The organism is Thalassospira sp. Z349TD_5 (assembly GCF_056173045.1).
The window spans coordinates 3388816-3406757 of the sequence record NZ_CM149654.1 but is presented as its reverse complement, the minus strand read 5'-3'; the positions used below and the strand labels follow the sequence as shown (position 1 = coordinate 3406757).

Genomic DNA, 17942 nt, shown 5'->3' with positions numbered 1-17942 from the left:
GGGGGACCTGTCTGAAAGATAAGGCGCATATGGAGCGGGAAGTTGAAATCCAAACAGGCAAAACCGAAAAAACATTCACTTATTTCTGCATTGCTGGTGTCGACCACGATGATTGTACCGGCGGTATCTGGGGCAAAGACCGCCGTAGCGCAAACCGAAGTTGCGCAGTCGACTTATTCATTCGATATTTCTGTAAATTCAATTGCTGACGGTGTTGCCCAAATCGGAGCGGTGTCGGGATGGCGGATTGCCTATTCAGTTGATCTGCCCGAGATTGAAGGGGCACGCATTATCAATGGCAATATGTCGGTTCCGGTCGCCATTGACATTTTGCTGCGCGGGACGGGATTGGAATACCGCGAAACAGGCGAAAATTCGCTGATACTGACCGACCCTGCAGCGCAAGGCAGCCAAAGTGACAACGCGGTTACCGATCCTGTGTTGATTGAAACGGCTGACGCGCAAACAGATCTTCCGCCGGCCTATGCAGGCGGTCAGGTGGCAACGGGTGGTCGCCTTGGCATGCTGGGCAATACCGACATCATGGATGCGCCGGTCAGCATCACGAGTTACACCAGCGAGAAGATCGCCGACCAGCAGGCCGAAACCATCGCGGATGTCTTGCAAAACGATCCTTCTGTAAGGGCACCGAATGCCGAAACAGCCAATCTTGATACCTATCAGATCCGTGGATTTGGGGTGAATTTGTTCAATACCGGCGAAGTGTCGTTTAATGGCGCATACGGTGTTGCGCCGACATACCGTGTTCAGTCTGGCATGGCTGAGCGGATCGAAGTCGTTAAAGGTCCGAATGCTTTGTTGAACGGTATGTCGCCAACCGGTGCTGTCGGGGGTGCCATCAATATTGTACCCAAACGTGCCGGTGCCAAAGATCTTAATCGGGTGAGTGCAGATTATGGCCGCGGGGCGCAAGCCGGCGGTGACCTTGATGTCAGCCGTCGTTTTGGTGCTAACGACGAATTTGGCGTGCGTTTCAACGGCGGATATAGCAATGGTGATACCTATCTGAATCGTCAGACCAAGGAAACATCGCTCGGTGCGCTCGCCCTTGATTATGAGGGGGATCGTTTCAGAGCATCGGTCGATCTGATCGATCAGCGTGAAAACCTTAATGCGCCAGCCCGCGAATTTCGGATCAATTCCGGTGTGACGATGCCCGATGCACCCGATGGTTCAACAAATGCAATTCAGTCATGGGAATGGTCCGATGCGGTTGATCGGTCCGGCTTGGTTCAGGCGGAATATGATGCACTTGATAACATAACCGTCTTTGGCAGCTTTGGCGGTGGCCGCACCGAACTTGATCGTTTGTTTGGAACACCAACCATCACGAATGCCGAAGGCGACTACAATGATGCCGGGTTGTCATATCGCCGCTTCCAAACGGACCGCTGGTCGGTCAGCGGTGGGGTTCGTGGGGAATTCCAAACTGCTGAAATCACCCATAAAACCAGCTTCGAAGCGACACGCTACGAAGATGTTCTGCGACAGGGGATATCAAATGCGGGTGTCACGCCATCGGCCAATATCTATACGACGGCAAATGTCGCACCGGTTGCTGTCAATGCACCCTCTGTAAAACCAAAAACCTCGGAATCAGAACTGACTGGCTTTGCACTTGCCGACACCATGGGATTTTGGGATGAACAGGTTCTGGTGACACTGGGGGCACGTCATCAATCAATCGCTGTAAACAGCTATAGCAACGGCGCGATCAGCAGCAGTTATGACGACAGTGTTGTAACACCGATGGCGGGTGTGGTGGTCAAGCCGACTGAAAATGTATCCGTTTATGCCAATTATATCGAAGGCCTTAGCCAAGGCGATCTTGCCCCGGCCTCGGCGGCAAATGCCGGGCAGGCAATGTCCCCATATGTTGCAAAGCAATTTGAAACCGGTGTTAAACTGGACTTTGGAACCATTGGTGGCTCGATTGCGGCTTTCCAGATCACCCAGCAAGATGGGGATACAGATCCTGACACAAACGTCTTTAGTGCGGATAATGAACAGCGCAACCGTGGCATTGAAGTCAACGTGTTTGGCGAAGTGACACCAAATGTCCGTCTTCTTGGCGGGGTAATGTTCTTGAATTCCGAAATCTCCAAGGCGGCTGATCCGGATGATAAGGGAAAACGTCCGGTCGGGACACCTGATATGCAGATCAATCTGACCGGAGAATGGGACACACCTTTTGCCAAGGGACTGACTCTAAGCGGTACGGTGACGCAAACCTCAGAACAGTTTGTCGATACTGCCAATACGCAGGATATCCCCGACTGGACGACACTTGATCTGGGTTTGCGTTATAAAACCAGCATCGACAACACGCCAATCACTATGCGCGCTACAATTCAGAACGTCACTGACGAAAAATACTGGTCTGGTGTGAACCAGTGGCGGTTTATTTCACTTGGGGCACCGCGCACGGCATTGCTGTCTATAACTGCGGACTTCTGATGTGATCAGTCCGCGCAGGCAGATCAACCTTCTGTTTGCCCTCCAGCTCATTTCGATGGGGGCGATGGAAATGAGCGGGCCGTTCTGGCCCGTTCATTTGCGCCCGTTAACGCCGTCTGACGATCTTTTTACCTTTGCCACTATCGCGGTTTATGTCGGGCCGATGTTCGGAATCATGCTGACCAGTAGTTTTTGGGGGCGCATGGGGGATCGGTTCGGACATCGGGCGATGATGATGCGTGCCCTATTTGGGCTTGCGATCACGCAATTTGCCTTGGCATTTACCGGGGATGTCTGGTTGATCTTGATATTGCGGTTCTTGCAGGGCGCCTGTGCGGGATATATCGCTCCGGCACAGGCATATGGGGTCCGTATCGAAAACCCTGCCAGACGTGCCAAGCTGTTTGCATTCCTACAGGTTTCGACAAACCTTGGGTCGTTGGCAGGAGCACTTGTCGGCGGGGTGATCCTGGATCACGCGACATTCTTTTGGATCAATTTTTCGGCGGCCATCCTTTGCTGTATCTGTCTTGCGTCGGTTTGGGCTTTCTTGCCGGTGATCGAACCCTATCCGCATCGTGATCTCAGAGCAAAGGGGCCTCGCACGTCAACATCAAATAGCATCAATCTTCTGCGATCCCCTCAGGTGGTTCTGATCCTGAGCATTCTGGGAATGCTGTTGCTGGGGCGGATGGTCACACAGGCTCCGTTTTCGATGTATGTGCTTAGCACCTTTAACGTTGGGAACTGGTTTGTGGGTCTATGTTACGGGTTGCTTGCGCTTGGTTTTGTCGCATCGGCATCATTATGGGCGCGTTACTTCGAAGGCCGGTCCACGCGGGAAGTCTTGCGCGGCATGTCGTTGGTGATTGCAGGCTGCATCATTGTCGTGCTGTTGGCCGGTGTTACCCGATCCATCCTTGTTTTTACCGCGATCTATTTTGTCTGGGGGGCTCTGTTGGGGGCAACAACTCCGGTGCTGACATCTTTGGTCTCGCGCAGTGTCAGTGATCATCAACAGGGACATGTGCTGGGGCTGACGCAAAGTACAGCACAGTTTTCGGCAATTTCGGGCATCGCATTGGGTGGCTGCTTCAGTCAGCTTGCCGGACTTTCAAATGTCTATTTCCTTGTTGGTTTTGTCTATGCCGTAGCCCTGATTCTGGCCGTTGTTGTGCGTGGTCATCTCGGGCGTGCAAAGCAACCATCTCATATACCGGGAGGATGAAAATGATCATGAACACGACAATCAGGCTGATTTCTGGACTTGCTGCGGGCTTAATGTCGATCGGTTTTGCGCACGCTGAGATGATGCTGCTGACAGATATTGCCGGTCGTAGTGTCAACGTGAATGTACCGATCCAGCGGGCAGTTCTGGGGGAAGGTCGTCAACTCTATATCATTGCCGCATTGGACCGGGAAAACCCGACCAAACGTATTGTCGGCTGGCGGAAGGATTTGAAGGAGGCCGATCCGGCAACCTACAAGGCCTATCTTGCAAAATTCCCGGAATTTGCCGATGTCCCGACCTTCGACGGACTTGAACAAAGTTTGATTGATATTGAAACAACCATTGCGCAAAAACCTGATGCAGTGTTTTTGAATATCGGGATCAAAAAGGCTGTTGAGGAAGCCAACTATGTCGAAAAGTTGGGGGCACTTGATATTCCGGTGATCTACGTCGATTTCCGCAATGACCCTGAGCGCAATACGGAACCCTCCATTAGATTGTTTGGAAAGCTGTTTGATCAGGAAGCGCGTGCAGAGGCATTCATTGATTTCCGTGCCGAGAAAATTGCGCGGGTTACCGATAAACTACTCCTGACTGATGTAAACCGTCCAAAGGTATTCATTGATCGCGCCGCAGGGTTTTACGAGGATTGCTGTCATTCTTTTGGGGCGGGAAATTTCGGTGCCATGGTTGAAATGGCCGGCGGCGATAACATTGCCAAAGACTTGATTCCGGGCACATTTGGTCAAATCAATGCCGAGCAGGTCATTGTTTCAAACCCGGATCATATTATCGTCACCAGCGCGCAATGGGATGCCTATGTTCCGGGGGGACGATGGGTGCCTGTTGGTCCCGGTGCGGATGCTAATCTTGTGAAATCGAAACTGGCATACTATCCAACACGTCCGGCATATCTGGGCATTGCCGCACAAAAGACCCATGCCTTTCATGCTGTGTGGCACCAGTTTTACAACAGCCCGTATCAGTTTGTCGCAATCCAGAAAATGGCAAAATGGTTCCATCCAGACTTGTTTGCCGATCTTGACCCCGACGATACATTCCGGGAACTGCATGACCGCTTCCTGCCGATTGACTATCAGCCTGGATACTTTGGCAGTTTGCAGGAAAAGGACGAGTGATCCTATTGTCTGCAAAAGGGACCTTTTCAGGCATTATGTAATTAATTTTCACAACTTGTTTTACAAGTTGGCGTTGGTTACTCTGTGGGTCCTTGCCCCATCGGAGTAGCCCCTCATGTCTCAATCCGTTCTTGCCCTTTTGGATGTCCGTCCGGCCTATACGGAAATGCTTACCCAAAAATATGATCTGCATCGCTGGGACCAGCTTGATGACAAGCAAGCGTTTCTAAACCAGACCGGCAAAGACATCACTGCCCTTGTGACTTCGGCTGGCTTTGGTTTGCCCGATGGGTTGATTGACGATTTGCCGAACCTTGAGGTGATTACAAGTTTTGGTGTCGGGTATGACTCGATTGATGTCGAAGCCTGCCGCGCACGGGGTATCCGTGTGTCAAACACACCTGATGTTTTGACCGATGATGTTGCCGATACCGGCATCATGCTAATGCATGCCACCTTGCGCCGTATCGTGGTTGGGGATCATTGGGCACGAAGCGGTCAATGGGCACAAAAAGGTGCAATGGCGCTTACGCGGTCCGTGCGGGGTAAAAAGCTTGGCATTGTCGGGCTTGGCCGGATCGGACAGGGGATTGCATCACGCGCCGAACCAAGTGGGGTTGAAATCGGCTATTTCGGGCGCAGCCCCAAACAGGTCGATTATCGGTACTTCGATGATCTGGTTACCCTGGCGCAATGGGCGGATATTCTGATGGTGGCCTGTCCCGGCGGGGACGCGACCAAGGGGATTGTCAATGCACCGGTCTTATCGGCACTGGGGGCAAATGGCTATGTGGTCAACATTGCCCGTGGGTCGGTGATCGATGAACCGGCTCTGATCGATGCCCTTCGCAACGGCGTGATTGCGGGTGCCGGGTTGGATGTGTTTCACAATGAACCCAATATGGACCGTGCGTTTGCCGATTTCGACAATGTGGTTCTGTATCCCCATAGTGCCAGCGGCACCATTGAAACCCGCGATGCCATGGCGCAGTTAGTTGTTGATAATCTTGATGCGTGGGACCAACGTGGCGAACTTGTAACGCCTGTCGTCTAATGGCGGATCGCGCTGCGGTCTATTGTTCGCGAAGATGGCCATTGACCGTGACCGATTTGATCACGGCAAAGACCTTTTGATGCAATCCAAGGTTCAACCGGTTTGCCGACCAACTGGTAATCCGGGCATGGACGCTTGGCCGGTCTGATGCCGGGCCGGTATGAATGGCGTCCAAGTCATGGCCAAAGGCCAGACTGATATCAAGGGTGTCGTTGTTGCTTCCGGCCATTCTGGTAATGGTGACGGGGATAACATTGTTGGCACTGATCTCGGCTGGTGGGGTGCGGGCAATCATCACGTCACGCGCGCGTATGTGCAGACGCACCGGTGTATTTATCGCATGACCAAGGTATGGCACGACGATGCGTTGCCCGGCACAATCGAGAAAACTGACCTGTGCCTTGGGGTCGCGGCTGGCGACCCGTGCCGGAAGAACCGTACCGGTATCAAACTGCCCGGCAAGCGGGGCAAGGTCGGTTCGGCCCAGCATGTCAAATACCGATCCGTTTGCCAGCGTTTTACCGTTATCAATCACCACCATCTGATCGGCCAAACGCGCGACTTCATCAATCGCGTGGCTGACATACAGGATCGGCAGTTTGCGTTGATCACGCAGGCTTTCAAAATACGGCAGGATTTCTTCCTTACGCGCCTGATCAAGGGCCGATAACGGCTCATCAAGCAACAAGACATCCGGATTGGCCAAAAGCGCACGGCCAAGTGCAACACGTTGCTTTTCACCGCCAGACAAATTGTTCGGCTGACGATGGAGCAACTTTCCGATACCCAGCATCTCGATGATGTCTTGCTGATCCGATGCGGGTAGTTTCAACCGGTTGCGTTTGGCACCATAATAAAGGTTGTCGTGTACGGACATATGAGGAAACAGGCGGGCATCCTGAAACACATATCCAACACGGCGTTTGCGAATGGCAAGGTTGATGCTGCGCGCGTGATCAAACAAAACCCGATCACCAATCTGCACGTGTCCGCGCCGTGGCCGGGTTAGTCCGGCAATGATGTTAATGATCGTAGTCTTGCCACTGCCCGACGCGCCAAACAGGGCGGTGATCCCGGGTTCTTCGATGCTGAAATCAGCTTCGAGTGCGAATTTCCCGATTTGATGCGAGATGCTGACAGAAATGCTCATGATGCGTTCCTTTTGCGGATACGCCGCATGGCAAGTTCGGACAGGAGTAGCCCGGTAAAGGCCAGTCCGATGGACAGTGCGGCCAATCGGGCCGCAGCCAACTCACCGCCGGGTGTTTGAATGGCGGTATAGATCGCCAGCGGCAGGGTGCGCGTTTCGCCCGGAATGTTCGAGACAAAGGTAATAATCGCGCCAAATTCGCCAAGGCTTGCGGCAAAGGCGGTTATCGCACCGGCAATAATACCCGGCCATGCCAGCGGTAAGGTCAGCGAAAAGAACCGGTCGATTGGCCCGGCGCCAAGGCTTTCAGCCGCCTGATACAGCCCGTGATTGACGTTTTCCAAACTCAGTCGGATGGCGCGCACTTGAAACGGAAAACTGACAATTGCTGATGCCAGTGCCGCCCCGGTCCAGCTAAAGACAAACCGGATATCAAACGTTTCATAGAGCCACGCGCCAAGCGGGGCGCGTGTACCAAATCCGATCAACAGCAAATAGCCCATCACCACCGGCGGCAGGATCAGCGGCAGGTGAACACAGGCATCAAGAATAAAACGCCCGGGAAACCGTCCAAGGGCCAAGGCCGTCGCGGTTAAGACCGCAAGCGGAAGCGCACAGGCAACCGCAACACCCGAGATGCGCAGGCTGAGCAACAATGCGTCGATTTCGGCAGGTGTCAAAGTGATCATTGGGCCGCTGTATCCGGGGTAATGGTTACGCTGGTTGTGATGGCGTCAAATCCATAGTCGGCAAAAATCGTCGCCGCGTCATCCCCCAAAAGCCAAACGAGGAATTTTAAGGCTGCGTCGCCGTCTTGCGGATCAATAAGTGCAATCGGGTAGGTGATTGGCGGATGACTGTCTGCGGGGAAGGTGCCAATAATTTTAATCCCATCGGAAATCATCGCATCCGTGCGGTAAACAATACCAAGTGGCGCCTCGCCGCGCTCAACAAGTGCAAGTGCAGAACGGACGTTATCTGTACGCGCCAGCCGGGGGACGACCGCATCCCACTGACCAAGTGTTGTCAGAGCCTGTTTGGCGTAAATACCTGCGGGGACATGATCGGGATCACCAACGGCGATGCGTTCGTCATGATCAATCAGGTCGGTGATTTTAGTGTTCTTGGTGATATCGGTCGGCGGCGTTGTACTGTTGGCAGGTGCAATCAGAACAAGGCTATTGGCCAAAATATCCTGGCGGCTGTTGGTCTGGATGACGGCCTGATCATTGAGCCAGTCCATCCATTTCTCATTGGCCGAGATGTATATGTCTGCTGGTGCGCCTGCGGCAATTTGGCGTGCGAGTGTCAACGAACTGGCAAGCGAAAGCCGAACATGGATGCCGGTTTTGTCCTCATATTGCTGTGCGGCGGTCTCGATTGCATTGGTCAGGCTGGCCGCGGCAAAGACGGTGATGTCCTCTGACCACGCAGGTGCTGCAATGCTTCCCAGACCAAGCAACAGCAACGACAAGGGCACTACCAGTAACCGACGCAGGTGAGGCATTCTGAACTCTTTTACATGACAAAACAAAAGACAACTGTTGGTAGGTGATCAACCACAAACGGCTGCGCGCAATGGATCGTCGGGTTTAAGGTCAAACCATTCATCAATGGCGGTTGGAAAGCCACTTTGATCAAGACTGGTCTGATCGGTGATGTAGCCACGTTTGCCGGTAGTGCAATTGACCAGATGGGTCAGAGCCAATGTGGTGCTGCCTTTTTTAAGCAACAAGGTCGTGACGCGCTTTTCATCCGGGGCTTGCGGGTTGATGACAACTTTTTCCCGGTCAACAGCGGTAAAGCGATTGATTGGAGCCGTGATCAAAGTCCAGGGCGCAAAGACGTTTTCATCGGCAAATGTCTGGGTGATGATCACGGTATCTGGCAGGCGGGACGCATATCTATCAAACCAGCTATATTCATCCCATATCATATAGCAGAACATCGCGATTGCTGCGGTGAAGGGAATGACATACTTCGGCACCTTCCGGCCCAAAAGACGAAACAGCAGCATGATGACACCTGCTGCGGCAAAGCCGATAACAACTGTCGTAAAAATAAAGACATACATCCGACCGTGCCTCCCTAAATTCTATTTTGGTTTAAAGACACTTGGTATGTCCTGTGATCGAGTTATCGCAGGACACGGCGAAGCTCAAGTACGCCTTTGGGATCACGTTTTGATACCTGTGCAAGGAAAAGCCCCGATGCTGCAATCGCGTCCGAAACGGCATTGTGCGCGCGAAAGGGCGGCAGGTTGTGTGACCGTCGCAGATTATCAAGCTTCAGGGCCCCTGACTTAAACGGCTGTCCTTGACGGTGAAGGTCCCGCAACCCCAGTACAAGAGTATCAACGGTGGGGATTTGCAGCGGCGCACCAAAGCTTCGTTTACAGGCATGGCCCAGAAAACCAAGCTCAATCGGGGCGTGATGGGAAATCAAAACACGTCCGGCCATCTGCGGTAAAAGCAGTTCGAGGGCTGCTTTGATGTTCGGGGCATTTGCGACGTCACTGTCAAAAATCCGGTGCACCACCACCGAACTTTCCGTGAGTTCCTTGGTCGGGCGCACCAGAATATGTTCGCAACTGGAAAAATCCACGCCAAGCTGCCGAATGATCACCCAGCCCAGACTGACGATTTCGTCGCGTTTGGGATCAAGACCGGTGGTCTCAAGATCAAGGGCGATAAACTCCGTATCCATGATCGGTCGCGTTGGATCCGCCGCCGGAACGTCATAATACGTGCGCAGTGCCCCGGTGGCACGACGTTGAACCAAGTCGCGGTAGAACTGGCTGTCGGTAATTTTTTGGCGCAGGCCCATAATGATCAGGTCCCGCTTTTGCCAAAGGCGGTTTCAAGCGCACTTTGAAGGTTTTTGATGACGGAAAATGCATCCTTGAGGTGGGTGCGTTCAAACGCCGACAGGCTTTCGGGGTGTAAAAAGTTATCTGGCGTATGGCCCTGACGAATTTGGCGGACCTGATGTTTAAGGCGGGTGATGCTGATGAATTCAAATGCATCCAAAAGGTCAGACGCCCCTTGCGTGCTGATGGATGGGAATGCCTTCACCGCACGCAGGCGATCAAACGTATTGACCTCGTCGACGCCGTTGGCCAAGGCGTGAATACGGGCCAGATCGACAATCGGCACCACACCGTTATGTTTCAGATCAAGCGTGCTGTCATGTTCGCCGCCCCGGATCATGACAAAGTTTTTGAAAAAGCCGAGTGGCACGTGATGGGTCATCGCATTGCCCACCAGATAGGCCTGGAAAATACGGTTGTCCTTGGCTCTGGAAACGATGATGCGATGCAGGTCATCAAACAGGGATTTGGTCCCGTGAATGGGCCGCAAATCAAACCAGACAGAACACAGCATCAAGGCCTTGGGTTCGGGCTGTTCGATCCATTTGTTGAAATAGTTCTGCCAGACTTTTGCCGGTTGTCGCCATTCGGCGGTTTTGGCCATCATGTCACCGGGACAGAACACATACCCGACGTCGTTTAAGCCATCGCAGACGAATTCAGCGAGTGCCTTGAAGTATGCCCCGTGTGTTGCATCAACGTAGGCATCATCAAGGATCAGGCAGTTGTCCTGATCTGAAATGGCGGTTTGTTCCTGACGGCCCTGTGATCCACCAGCCATCCAGACATAGGGCACGGGCGGTGGACCAAGCTTTTCCTCGGCCAGCTGAAGAAGCCGCACGGTTGCCGCATCCGACAGAGTTGTGACGATATGTCCCGCATTCTGTGACGTTGCACCAGCTTCGATCAAATGACTGAGCAGTTCAGGCACCTGTGCTATGACCTTTGCCATATCGGCCGGGACGTTAAGCTTGCTGATTTTCCCGGCCATATAGACCGCCGAAAGCGATTGGCGCGCGAGCAGGTTGTTGGTCGTGATCATACCGACCGCCTTGCCGTCCTTAAGGACGGGCAGGTGGCGGATGTTGTTGCGCGTCATGGTCAAAAGCGCATCGAAGGCATAATCGTCGGGATGGATTGAAATCGGCTTGTCGGTCATGATCGCCGTAACTGGCTCGTCAAAGCTGCGTGCTTGCGCGATGACGCGATTACGCAAATCGCGGTCGGTTATGATACCGGCAATTTCATCACCGTTTTGCGTGATCAGCAGGCACGATACCCGTTCATCGCACATTAGTTTGCCAGCATCGAGAATGGTTGCACTGCGATCAATGCTGACCAGATCGCGTGCGATCAAGTCGGCGACCTTGACGCTCATGAGTTTGAGTTGGTCATCATCGCGGCTTTCGATCATCTGCATGCCGCGGCGTAGGCGATCCCCGCCCATCTGGGCGAAAAAGTAGTTAAACTGCGGATATTTTCCCGCCAGATCGTGGAAGTCTTTTTCCGGTAGCAAATAACACAGGCTGTCTTCAAGCGTGGTGATGTTGTTCGCCGCCCGTCCTTTGCGAAACATCGCGCGGACGCCAAAGCATTCGCCCTCAGACAGACGCGCAAGCAATTGACCGTTCGGGTCGCGGGTTTCGGTGCCGCCGGTGCGAATAATATAAAGGTGCAAGCATTGCTGTTCTGGCGACAGAACCTTGGTTCCGGCCCGGAAGTAGCGTGCGGTCAGACGCTTGGGCAGGCTTTCAATCACGTCATCAGGCAACAGATCAAACGGATGATGCTGTTTGAGGAATTCTGCGATTTCTTCAAGTTCGATGCTCATGGTCGACCGGTCCCCTGTCGCGCAAGAAGTGCTCGGATTTATTGTTGCCTGACAAAGCGGTAAAAGAAAAGCCCCCGGACCGATCAGAACGGTGATCCGGGGGCCTGCAACAGATTTTAATTTAGCAAACCTGCCGACCGATTAATGGTCAACGGCACCGCTGGCCCCTTTGGGGACACGGATATCTTCGATCATGTGCTGGATATGCTCTGGCGGTTCTGCGGTAACTTTCGATACCCCAAACGCCACCGCAAAGTTCAGCAACATGCCAACCACACCAATGCCTTCCGGCGAAATACCGAACAGCCAGTTGGCCTCAACGTTTTCGATCATGACCGGGATAAAGATCCCTTTATAGGCCATGATATAGCCCATGGTGAAGATCAGGCCAACCAGCATCCCGGCAATGGCACCTTCGCGGTTCACCTTCTTGGAGAAAATCCCCATGATGATAACCGGGAAAAGCGATGCCGCCGCAAGACCAAAGGCAAATGCCACAACCTGTGCCACAAAGCCCGGCGGGTTGTAGCCAAGATACCCCGCGATCACGATGGCCGCGGCCGCCGCAATACGCCCGGCCATAAGCTCTTGGCCTTCCGTCATGTCAGGCGTGAATGTCCCCTTAAGAAGGTCATGGGACACACCAGACGAAATCACCAGCAACAGACCCGCAGCCGTCGACAGTGCAGCTGCAATGCCGCCGGCGGCAACCAGTGCAATCACCCAGTTTGGCAACTGTGCGATTTCCGGGTTGGCCAGAACCATGATGTCACGGTCAACGGTCAACTCGTTCCCGGCCCAGCCATATTCGGCTGCTTTGGTTGCGAAGTCTGCGTTGGCATCATTGTAGTACTGGATACGGCCATCACCGTTTTTGTCTTCAAACGATAGAAGACCGGTGGTTTCCCAGCGTTTCATCCAGTCCGGGCGTTCTTCGTAGGACAGATTGCCGTCTTCTGCACCAACTTCGCCAGGTTGGATGGTTTCGGTCAGGTTCAGACGTGCCATTGCACCAACTGCCGGTGCAGTGGTGTAAAGCAGTGCGATGAAAACCAAGGCCCAACCTGCCGACGAACGTGCATCACGTACTTTTGGGACAGTGAAGAAACGCACGATAACGTGTGGCAAACCGGCCGTGCCGACCATCAATGCAAGTGTGATGGCAAAGATGTCGATCGTCGATTTGTTGGTTGTTGTGTATTCAAGGAAGCCAAGTTCGGTCACGACGCTGTTGAGGCGTTCAAGCATGAATTCGCCCGTGCCATTGATCGTGGAGCCGAATGCCAGTTGGGGCAACGGGTTGCCGGTCAACTGGAATGCGATAAAGATTGCCGGTATGGTATAGGCAACAATCAGGACGCAATACTGAGCAACCTGAGTATAGGTAATGCCCTTCATGCCGCCAAGAACGGCATAGATGAAGACGATACCCATACCGACAACCAGACCGGTAATAAGTTCGACTTCAAGGAAGCGCGAAAATACGATCCCAACGCCACGCATCTGGCCTGCCACATAGGTAAACGAAATAAAGATCAGGCAGATCACCGCAACAATACGGGCTGTTTTCGAATAGTAACGGTCACCGATGAATTCCGGCACGGTAAACTTGCCATATTTGCGCAAGTACGGCGCCAGCAGCATCGCCAGCAGGCAGTAGCCACCGGTCCAGCCCATCAGATAGACCGAGCCGCCATAGCCAAGAAAGGCAATCAGGCCGGCCATTGAGATGAAGGAAGCAGCAGACATCCAGTCTGCTGCGGTCGCCATGCCATTGACGACCGGGTTAACGCCCTTGCCAGCGACATAAAATTCGCCGGTGGTGCTTGCCTTGGCCCAGATCGCGATGCCGATATACAGCGCGAAACTCAGACCAACGGCGATGTAGGTAAGGGTGGTAAGATCCATCTTGTCTGTCTCCCCAGATCAAGCGTCAATCGTCGTCTTCATGAACGCCGAATTCACGGTCCAGTTTGTTCATCTTGGCCACATAGACGAAAATCAATGCGACAAAGACATAGATGGACCCCTGTTGGGCAAACCAGAAACCAAGCTGGAAGCCCGCTATTTCGATCGTATTAAGGGCGTCAACAAACAAAATGCCGAAACCGTAGGAAACGATGAACCAGATCGCCAACAAGGTTGCGACCAGTTTCACGTTTCTCTTCCAGTAGGCTGCGCTTTGGTCATTCATCGCGCGTCTCCTTCCTAGAAATGACAACTTCCTCTGCCGACGTCTTGGTTATGTTGTTTTCGGTCGGCGGCCTGTAATCGGTGCCGTCATGGCGCAATCATCCATTTAGGGCACCAAAATCCGATACCAGTTTTCGATAACGGCCATAAGCTAATCATTAGTCGTATGAGAAAGGGGGAAATCGGACTGCAAGATGCTGAGAAGAATGAAAAACATGAACAAAATCACAGCGCTCTGCCATTTACATTGCAGTGCATCATGACGTGCATTTTTCTGGTCTAATAAACGCATAAAGTTTGTTTTGCGAGGTGTAAGTGCACGATTTCATCACCAAAGTTGATGCCGTGCGACGTTAAAAGACATCGAATGCCCTCGCGTCGTAGGACGTTTTTGCTGATCTGGCGTGCGTTTGTAGGCGGGATTGGGGGACGTGTTTTATCCCTTCTGGCATGGCCACTGCTGTTTGCTTTGTATCTTGCGCGGTTTGAAGTTGTTTGTAGAAGGCCGGTCGGTTACAAACGGGCAAAGTATTTCAGGTGCGCGCAGATTGCGTACCGTAGTTTTCCGATCCGGTGTGGTCGGACCCAACGACATTTTTGGATGGGGAATTTAATGGCATCCTACCAGTATATCTACGTCATGAAGGACCTGACCAAGATCCTTCCGGGCGGTCGCGAACTTTTCAAGGGCATTACACTGTCCTTCCTGCCCGGCGTAAAAATCGGTGTTCTCGGGAACAACGGTGCGGGTAAATCGACCCTGCTTAAAATCATGGCGGGCATCGAAAAGGATTACGGCGGCGAAGCATGGCCAGCCGAAGGTGTTCGTGTTGGTTATCTTGAACAGGAACCGCACCTTAATCCTGAGAAGGATGTGCTCGGCAACGTGATGGAAGGCTGTGGTCAGATTGTTGATGATCTGGCACGCTTTAACGAAATCAGCATGTCGTTCGGCGAGCCGATGACCGACGACGAGATGACGAACCTTCTTACAGAGCAGGGCGAACTTCAGGAACGCATCGATGCCGCCAATGGCTGGGATCTCGAGCGGACGCTTGATATCGCCATGGACGCATTGCGCTGCCCACCGAAAGATGCAGATGTTAACAAGCTTTCGGGTGGTGAACGCCGCCGTGTTGCGCTTTGCCGTCTTCTGTTGGACAAGCCGGACATTCTGCTGCTTGACGAACCGACCAACCACTTGGATGCGGAATCGGTTGCGTGGCTTGAACGTCATCTGGAAGATTATCAGGGCACCGTCGTTCTGGTGACCCACGATCGTTACTTCCTCGATAACGTTACCGGCTGGATCCTTGAACTCGACCGTGGTCAGGGCATCCCGTACGAAGGTAACTATTCGTCCTGGCTGGAACAGAAACAGAAACGTCTTGCCCAGGAAGCCCGTCAGGAAGGCAGTCGCCAGAAACAGCTTGCGACCGAACTTGACTGGATACGTCAGAACCCGAAAGGCCGTCAGGCGAAATCCAAGGCCCGTGTGCGTGCTTATGACGATCTCGTCGCCGAAGCCGCCAAGGCGGTGCCGGATTCAACCAAGATCGTTATTCCGATTGCCGAACGTCTTGGTACCGAAGTTATCACTGCCGAGGGCCTGACCAAGGCATTTGGCGACAAACTTCTGTTTGATGATTTGCACTTCCGTCTGCCGCCGGGCGGCATTGTTGGTGTGATCGGCCCGAACGGTGCGGGTAAAACCACTCTGTTCCAGATGCTGACCGGCAATGATACCCCGGATTCCGGGACGTTGAAGATCGGTGAAACGGTTAAGATGGGCTATGTCGATCAGTCGCGTGACTCGCTTGATCCGAACAAAACCGTCTGGCAGGAAGTTTCAGATGGCCTTGACGAGATTCTTCTGGCGAAACGCCCGATGAGCTCGCGTGCCTATGTGTCGCAGTTTGCGTTCAAAGGCAGCGACCAGCAGAAAAAAGTCGGTCAGCTTTCCGGTGGTGAACGTAACCGTGTTCACCTTGCCAAGATGCTGAAGTCTGGCTCGAACGTACTGCTGCTCGATGAGCCGACCAACGATCTTGATGTTGATACGCTCCGTGCGCTTGAAGAAGGTTTGCTGGAATTTGCCGGTTGTGCCGTGGTTATCTCGCACGATCGTTTCTTCCTTGACCGTATCGCAACCCACATTCTGGCTTACGAAGGCAATTCGCATGTCGAATGGTTCGAAGGCAACTATCAGGAATATGAAGCGGATTACAAACGCCGCTATGGTGATCAGGCAGACCGCCCGCACCGCATCAAATACAAACCGTTGACCCGCTAATTCGCGCGCAACGGGTTTGAATGACAAAAGGCCACCTTCGGGTGGTCTTTTTGCTTTGTGGTGGGAGGCTACGAGCAGAAGCACATGAGATTGGCACTGTGTGCGATTTGAACATAGAAAAAGCCACCAACCCGAAGGTGGTGGCTTTGCCTGTACATCTGGTTCAGAAAGAGAATGTCGATTAGAGGCCGGTTTTTGCCTTAAGCGCCTTGGTCAGTGCGCTGACATCATCGCCATTCTGTTGAATGACAGATGTAAACTCGTCGCGCTGGGTAATCCCCATGCTTAAGCCTTCAATCGACACATCAATGATTTTGAATTCATTGTCAAATTCGCGCATGCGCCAAACGATGCTCACCGGAGGACCATCAGGGCGGACAAACTGCGAGTTAACGAACGTGTCTTTGTTGTTTTGAGTCTCGTTGCCGACGACAAACTGCTCACCATTAAGTTCTTTGAACTGGTTGGCATAGTTCAAGGCCAGATAGTTTTGCAGCAGGGTGGCAAACTCGCTGATTTCTTCTTGGGAAATTGACCGCCAATAGCGGCCAAGAACAAAGCGCGACACCACATCCATTTCAAAGTAACGATCCATAAGAGCAACAAATTTCTTACGGCGTACGTCATCAGAAAGGGTCTGATCGGTCAGGTCGGCAAGTGCCTGATCGGCAAGTGCTTGAATAACTTCAGATGCACTTTGTTCTGCCGCGATCTCGACAACCTCGACTGAGGTGTTATTTGCAGCATTCACTGTCAAAGGCCACGCCGCCGCCAAAGCAAAAACTGCTGTGGCGGCGGGAATGGCGAATTTGTTTTTCAGCTTGGCTATCATTTATTCGCTGGCTGCTTCTACCGCTTCATCGAAATCAAAAGATGCACTTTCATCTTCGACTTCCGAGATCGGCGATGGTGTGCCGTTGCGGATGGCCGTGTTTCGCTGCTGACGATACAGGCTGCGCAATGCTGCATAATAGTCAATTGACGATTTCTGCAGTTCGTTCAGCTGATTGATCGTGCTGTAGCGTGCATGCAACGCGGTCGCGCCCAACCCACCCCAGTAAAGGGCATTGACTGTGTCGCTGTTTTTAGCGCCCCACGTCAACGGATTGGCGACGTAGTCAACCGCAATGCCGGTGGTATCACGCAGGTTGGATGGGCCAAGCAGCGGCAACACAATGTAAGGGCCGCCACCAATGCCATAATGGGCAAGGGTCTGGCCGAAATCTTCGCGGCGATATTCAATGCCGAAATCTGCAGCAACGTCATTGAAGCCCAACAAACCAAGTGTGGAGTTCATGATGAAACGCTGCAGAGAAGCTGCACCCTGATCCGGATCACCTTGCAAAAATGCGTTCAAGGAGTTCAACGGTTCATTCAGGTTGCGGACGAAACTTCCGACGGCTGTTTTAACGGGTTGTGGTGCAATGTCGCGGTACCACATTGCAGCAGGATACAGAACCATGAAGTCAACTGCACCGTTCACGCCATGAACAACACGGTTTACTGGTTCGATCGGATCGTAATCACTCATGTCCTGTGCTGGTTGTGTTGAGGCACAAGCCGCCAAAAACGACAGAGACCCGACAGCACAAAGTGAAAGAAGATTTCGAAACTTCATTATTTTTAGCCAACCGATGTTCGATACTTACACTGTCCCCATATTCGCCGACGCTTTTGTGTCAGAAACACAAAAAACGCAACCCG

At 52.9% G+C, this 17942-nt stretch carries 15 protein-coding genes; 5 read left to right on the top strand and 10 right to left on the bottom strand.

Going from position 1 to position 17942, the window contains the following annotated elements:
- The first annotated feature begins 42 nt into the window (after nt 1-42).
- The 4 genes from AC0VXT_RS15740 (at nt 43) to AC0VXT_RS15725 (ending at nt 5902) form a co-directional block, all read left to right on the top strand.
- Nucleotides 43-2478, top strand: coding sequence for a TonB-dependent siderophore receptor (locus AC0VXT_RS15740; RefSeq protein ID WP_475546167.1), 2436 nt, complete (start codon nt 43-45; stop codon nt 2476-2478).
- A gap of 1 nt (nt 2479) precedes the next feature.
- Nucleotides 2480-3706 (top strand): MFS transporter, encoded by a 1227-nt coding sequence (locus tag AC0VXT_RS15735; protein ID WP_475546166.1) that lies wholly within the window; start codon nt 2480-2482, stop codon nt 3704-3706.
- Between the two features lie 8 nt (nt 3707-3714).
- Complete coding sequence (locus AC0VXT_RS15730) at nt 3715-4848, top strand: ABC transporter substrate-binding protein (RefSeq protein ID WP_475546165.1); 1134 nt, start codon at nt 3715-3717, stop codon at nt 4846-4848.
- A gap of 115 nt (nt 4849-4963) precedes the next feature.
- Complete coding sequence (locus AC0VXT_RS15725) at nt 4964-5902, top strand: 2-hydroxyacid dehydrogenase (protein ID WP_475546164.1); 939 nt, start codon at nt 4964-4966, stop codon at nt 5900-5902.
- Between the two features lie 19 nt (nt 5903-5921).
- Here the strand turns inward: AC0VXT_RS15725 and modC are convergent, their stop codons facing one another.
- The 8 genes from modC to AC0VXT_RS15685 form a co-directional block, all read right to left on the bottom strand.
- On the bottom strand, nt 5922-7052 hold the full coding sequence (modC, locus tag AC0VXT_RS15720; protein WP_475546163.1) for a molybdenum ABC transporter ATP-binding protein: 1131 nt from the start codon (nt 7050-7052) through the stop codon (nt 5922-5924).
- Nucleotides 7049-7741, bottom strand: a complete 693-nt coding sequence (gene modB / locus AC0VXT_RS15715; protein WP_022734300.1) for a molybdate ABC transporter permease subunit — start codon at nt 7739-7741, stop codon at nt 7049-7051. Before modB ends, modC begins: the two co-directional genes overlap by 4 nt.
- Nucleotides 7738-8559 (bottom strand): molybdate ABC transporter substrate-binding protein, encoded by an 822-nt coding sequence (modA, locus tag AC0VXT_RS15710; protein WP_475546162.1) that lies wholly within the window; start codon nt 8557-8559, stop codon nt 7738-7740. Before modA ends, modB begins: the two co-directional genes overlap by 4 nt.
- A 48-nt stretch (nt 8560-8607) precedes the next feature.
- The gene (locus tag AC0VXT_RS15705; RefSeq protein ID WP_101299542.1) at nt 8608-9126 is read right to left on the bottom strand and encodes a hypothetical protein; all 519 of its coding nucleotides are present in this window, start codon (nt 9124-9126) and stop codon (nt 8608-8610) included.
- Nucleotides 9127-9188: 62 nt separating this feature from the next.
- Nucleotides 9189-9878 (bottom strand): exonuclease domain-containing protein, encoded by a 690-nt coding sequence (locus AC0VXT_RS15700; RefSeq protein WP_475546161.1) that lies wholly within the window; start codon nt 9876-9878, stop codon nt 9189-9191.
- Nucleotides 9879-9883: 5 nt separating this feature from the next.
- Nucleotides 9884-11752 carry a DUF294 nucleotidyltransferase-like domain-containing protein gene (locus AC0VXT_RS15695; RefSeq protein ID WP_475546160.1) on the bottom strand — a complete coding sequence of 623 codons (1869 nt, stop codon included), beginning with the start codon at nt 11750-11752 and terminating at the stop codon, nt 9884-9886.
- Nucleotides 11753-11893: 141 nt separating this feature from the next.
- The gene (locus AC0VXT_RS15690; protein ID WP_022734305.1) at nt 11894-13660 is read right to left on the bottom strand and encodes a sodium:solute symporter family protein; all 1767 of its coding nucleotides are present in this window, start codon (nt 13658-13660) and stop codon (nt 11894-11896) included.
- Between the two features lie 25 nt (nt 13661-13685).
- A complete protein-coding gene (locus tag AC0VXT_RS15685) occupies nt 13686-13946 on the bottom strand; it encodes a DUF4212 domain-containing protein (protein ID WP_102783876.1) in 261 nt (86 codons plus the stop codon).
- Nucleotides 13947-14558: 612 nt separating this feature from the next.
- Here AC0VXT_RS15685 and ettA point away from each other — a divergent pair.
- Nucleotides 14559-16238 (top strand): energy-dependent translational throttle protein EttA, encoded by a 1680-nt coding sequence (gene ettA, locus AC0VXT_RS15680; RefSeq protein ID WP_101299551.1) that lies wholly within the window; start codon nt 14559-14561, stop codon nt 16236-16238.
- Nucleotides 16239-16419: 181 nt separating this feature from the next.
- On the opposite strand, the gene AC0VXT_RS15675 is transcribed toward ettA, so the two are convergent.
- Together AC0VXT_RS15675 and AC0VXT_RS15670 are read right to left on the bottom strand one after the other, a co-directional pair.
- The gene (locus AC0VXT_RS15675) at nt 16420-17070 is read right to left on the bottom strand and encodes an MlaC/ttg2D family ABC transporter substrate-binding protein (RefSeq protein ID WP_475546159.1); all 651 of its coding nucleotides are present in this window, start codon (nt 17068-17070) and stop codon (nt 16420-16422) included.
- On the bottom strand, nt 17071-17769 hold the full coding sequence (locus AC0VXT_RS15670; RefSeq protein WP_475546158.1) for an MlaA family lipoprotein: 699 nt from the start codon (nt 17767-17769) through the stop codon (nt 17071-17073).
- Between the last annotated feature and the right edge of the window lie 173 nt (nt 17770-17942).

What these genes read in the sequence shown, in the direction of transcription:
- AC0VXT_RS15730 (WP_475546165.1), top strand. Translation starts at nt 3,715, where the DNA reads ATGAACACGACAATCAGGCTGATTTCTGGACTTGCTGCGGGCTTAATG.
- AC0VXT_RS15725 (WP_475546164.1), top strand. Translation starts at nt 4,964, where the DNA reads ATGTCTCAATCCGTTCTTGCCCTTTTGGATGTCCGTCCGGCCTATACG.
- modC (WP_475546163.1), bottom strand. Translation starts at nt 7,052, where the DNA reads ATGAGCATTTCTGTCAGCATCTCGCATCAAATCGGGAAATTCGCACTC.
- modB (WP_022734300.1), bottom strand. Translation starts at nt 7,741, where the DNA reads ATGATCACTTTGACACCTGCCGAAATCGACGCATTGTTGCTCAGCCTG.
- modA (WP_475546162.1), bottom strand. Translation starts at nt 8,559, where the DNA reads ATGCCTCACCTGCGTCGGTTACTGGTAGTGCCCTTGTCGTTGCTGTTG.
- AC0VXT_RS15705 (WP_101299542.1), bottom strand. Translation starts at nt 9,126, where the DNA reads ATGTATGTCTTTATTTTTACGACAGTTGTTATCGGCTTTGCCGCAGCA.
- AC0VXT_RS15700 (WP_475546161.1), bottom strand. Translation starts at nt 9,878, where the DNA reads ATGGGCCTGCGCCAAAAAATTACCGACAGCCAGTTCTACCGCGACTTG.
- AC0VXT_RS15695 (WP_475546160.1), bottom strand. Translation starts at nt 11,752, where the DNA reads ATGAGCATCGAACTTGAAGAAATCGCAGAATTCCTCAAACAGCATCAT.
- AC0VXT_RS15690 (WP_022734305.1), bottom strand. Translation starts at nt 13,660, where the DNA reads ATGGATCTTACCACCCTTACCTACATCGCCGTTGGTCTGAGTTTCGCG.
- AC0VXT_RS15685 (WP_102783876.1), bottom strand. Translation starts at nt 13,946, where the DNA reads ATGAATGACCAAAGCGCAGCCTACTGGAAGAGAAACGTGAAACTGGTC.
- ettA (WP_101299551.1), top strand. Translation starts at nt 14,559, where the DNA reads ATGGCATCCTACCAGTATATCTACGTCATGAAGGACCTGACCAAGATC.
- AC0VXT_RS15675 (WP_475546159.1), bottom strand. Translation starts at nt 17,070, where the DNA reads ATGATAGCCAAGCTGAAAAACAAATTCGCCATTCCCGCCGCCACAGCA.
- AC0VXT_RS15670 (WP_475546158.1), bottom strand. Translation starts at nt 17,769, where the DNA reads ATGAGTGATTACGATCCGATCGAACCAGTAAACCGTGTTGTTCATGGC.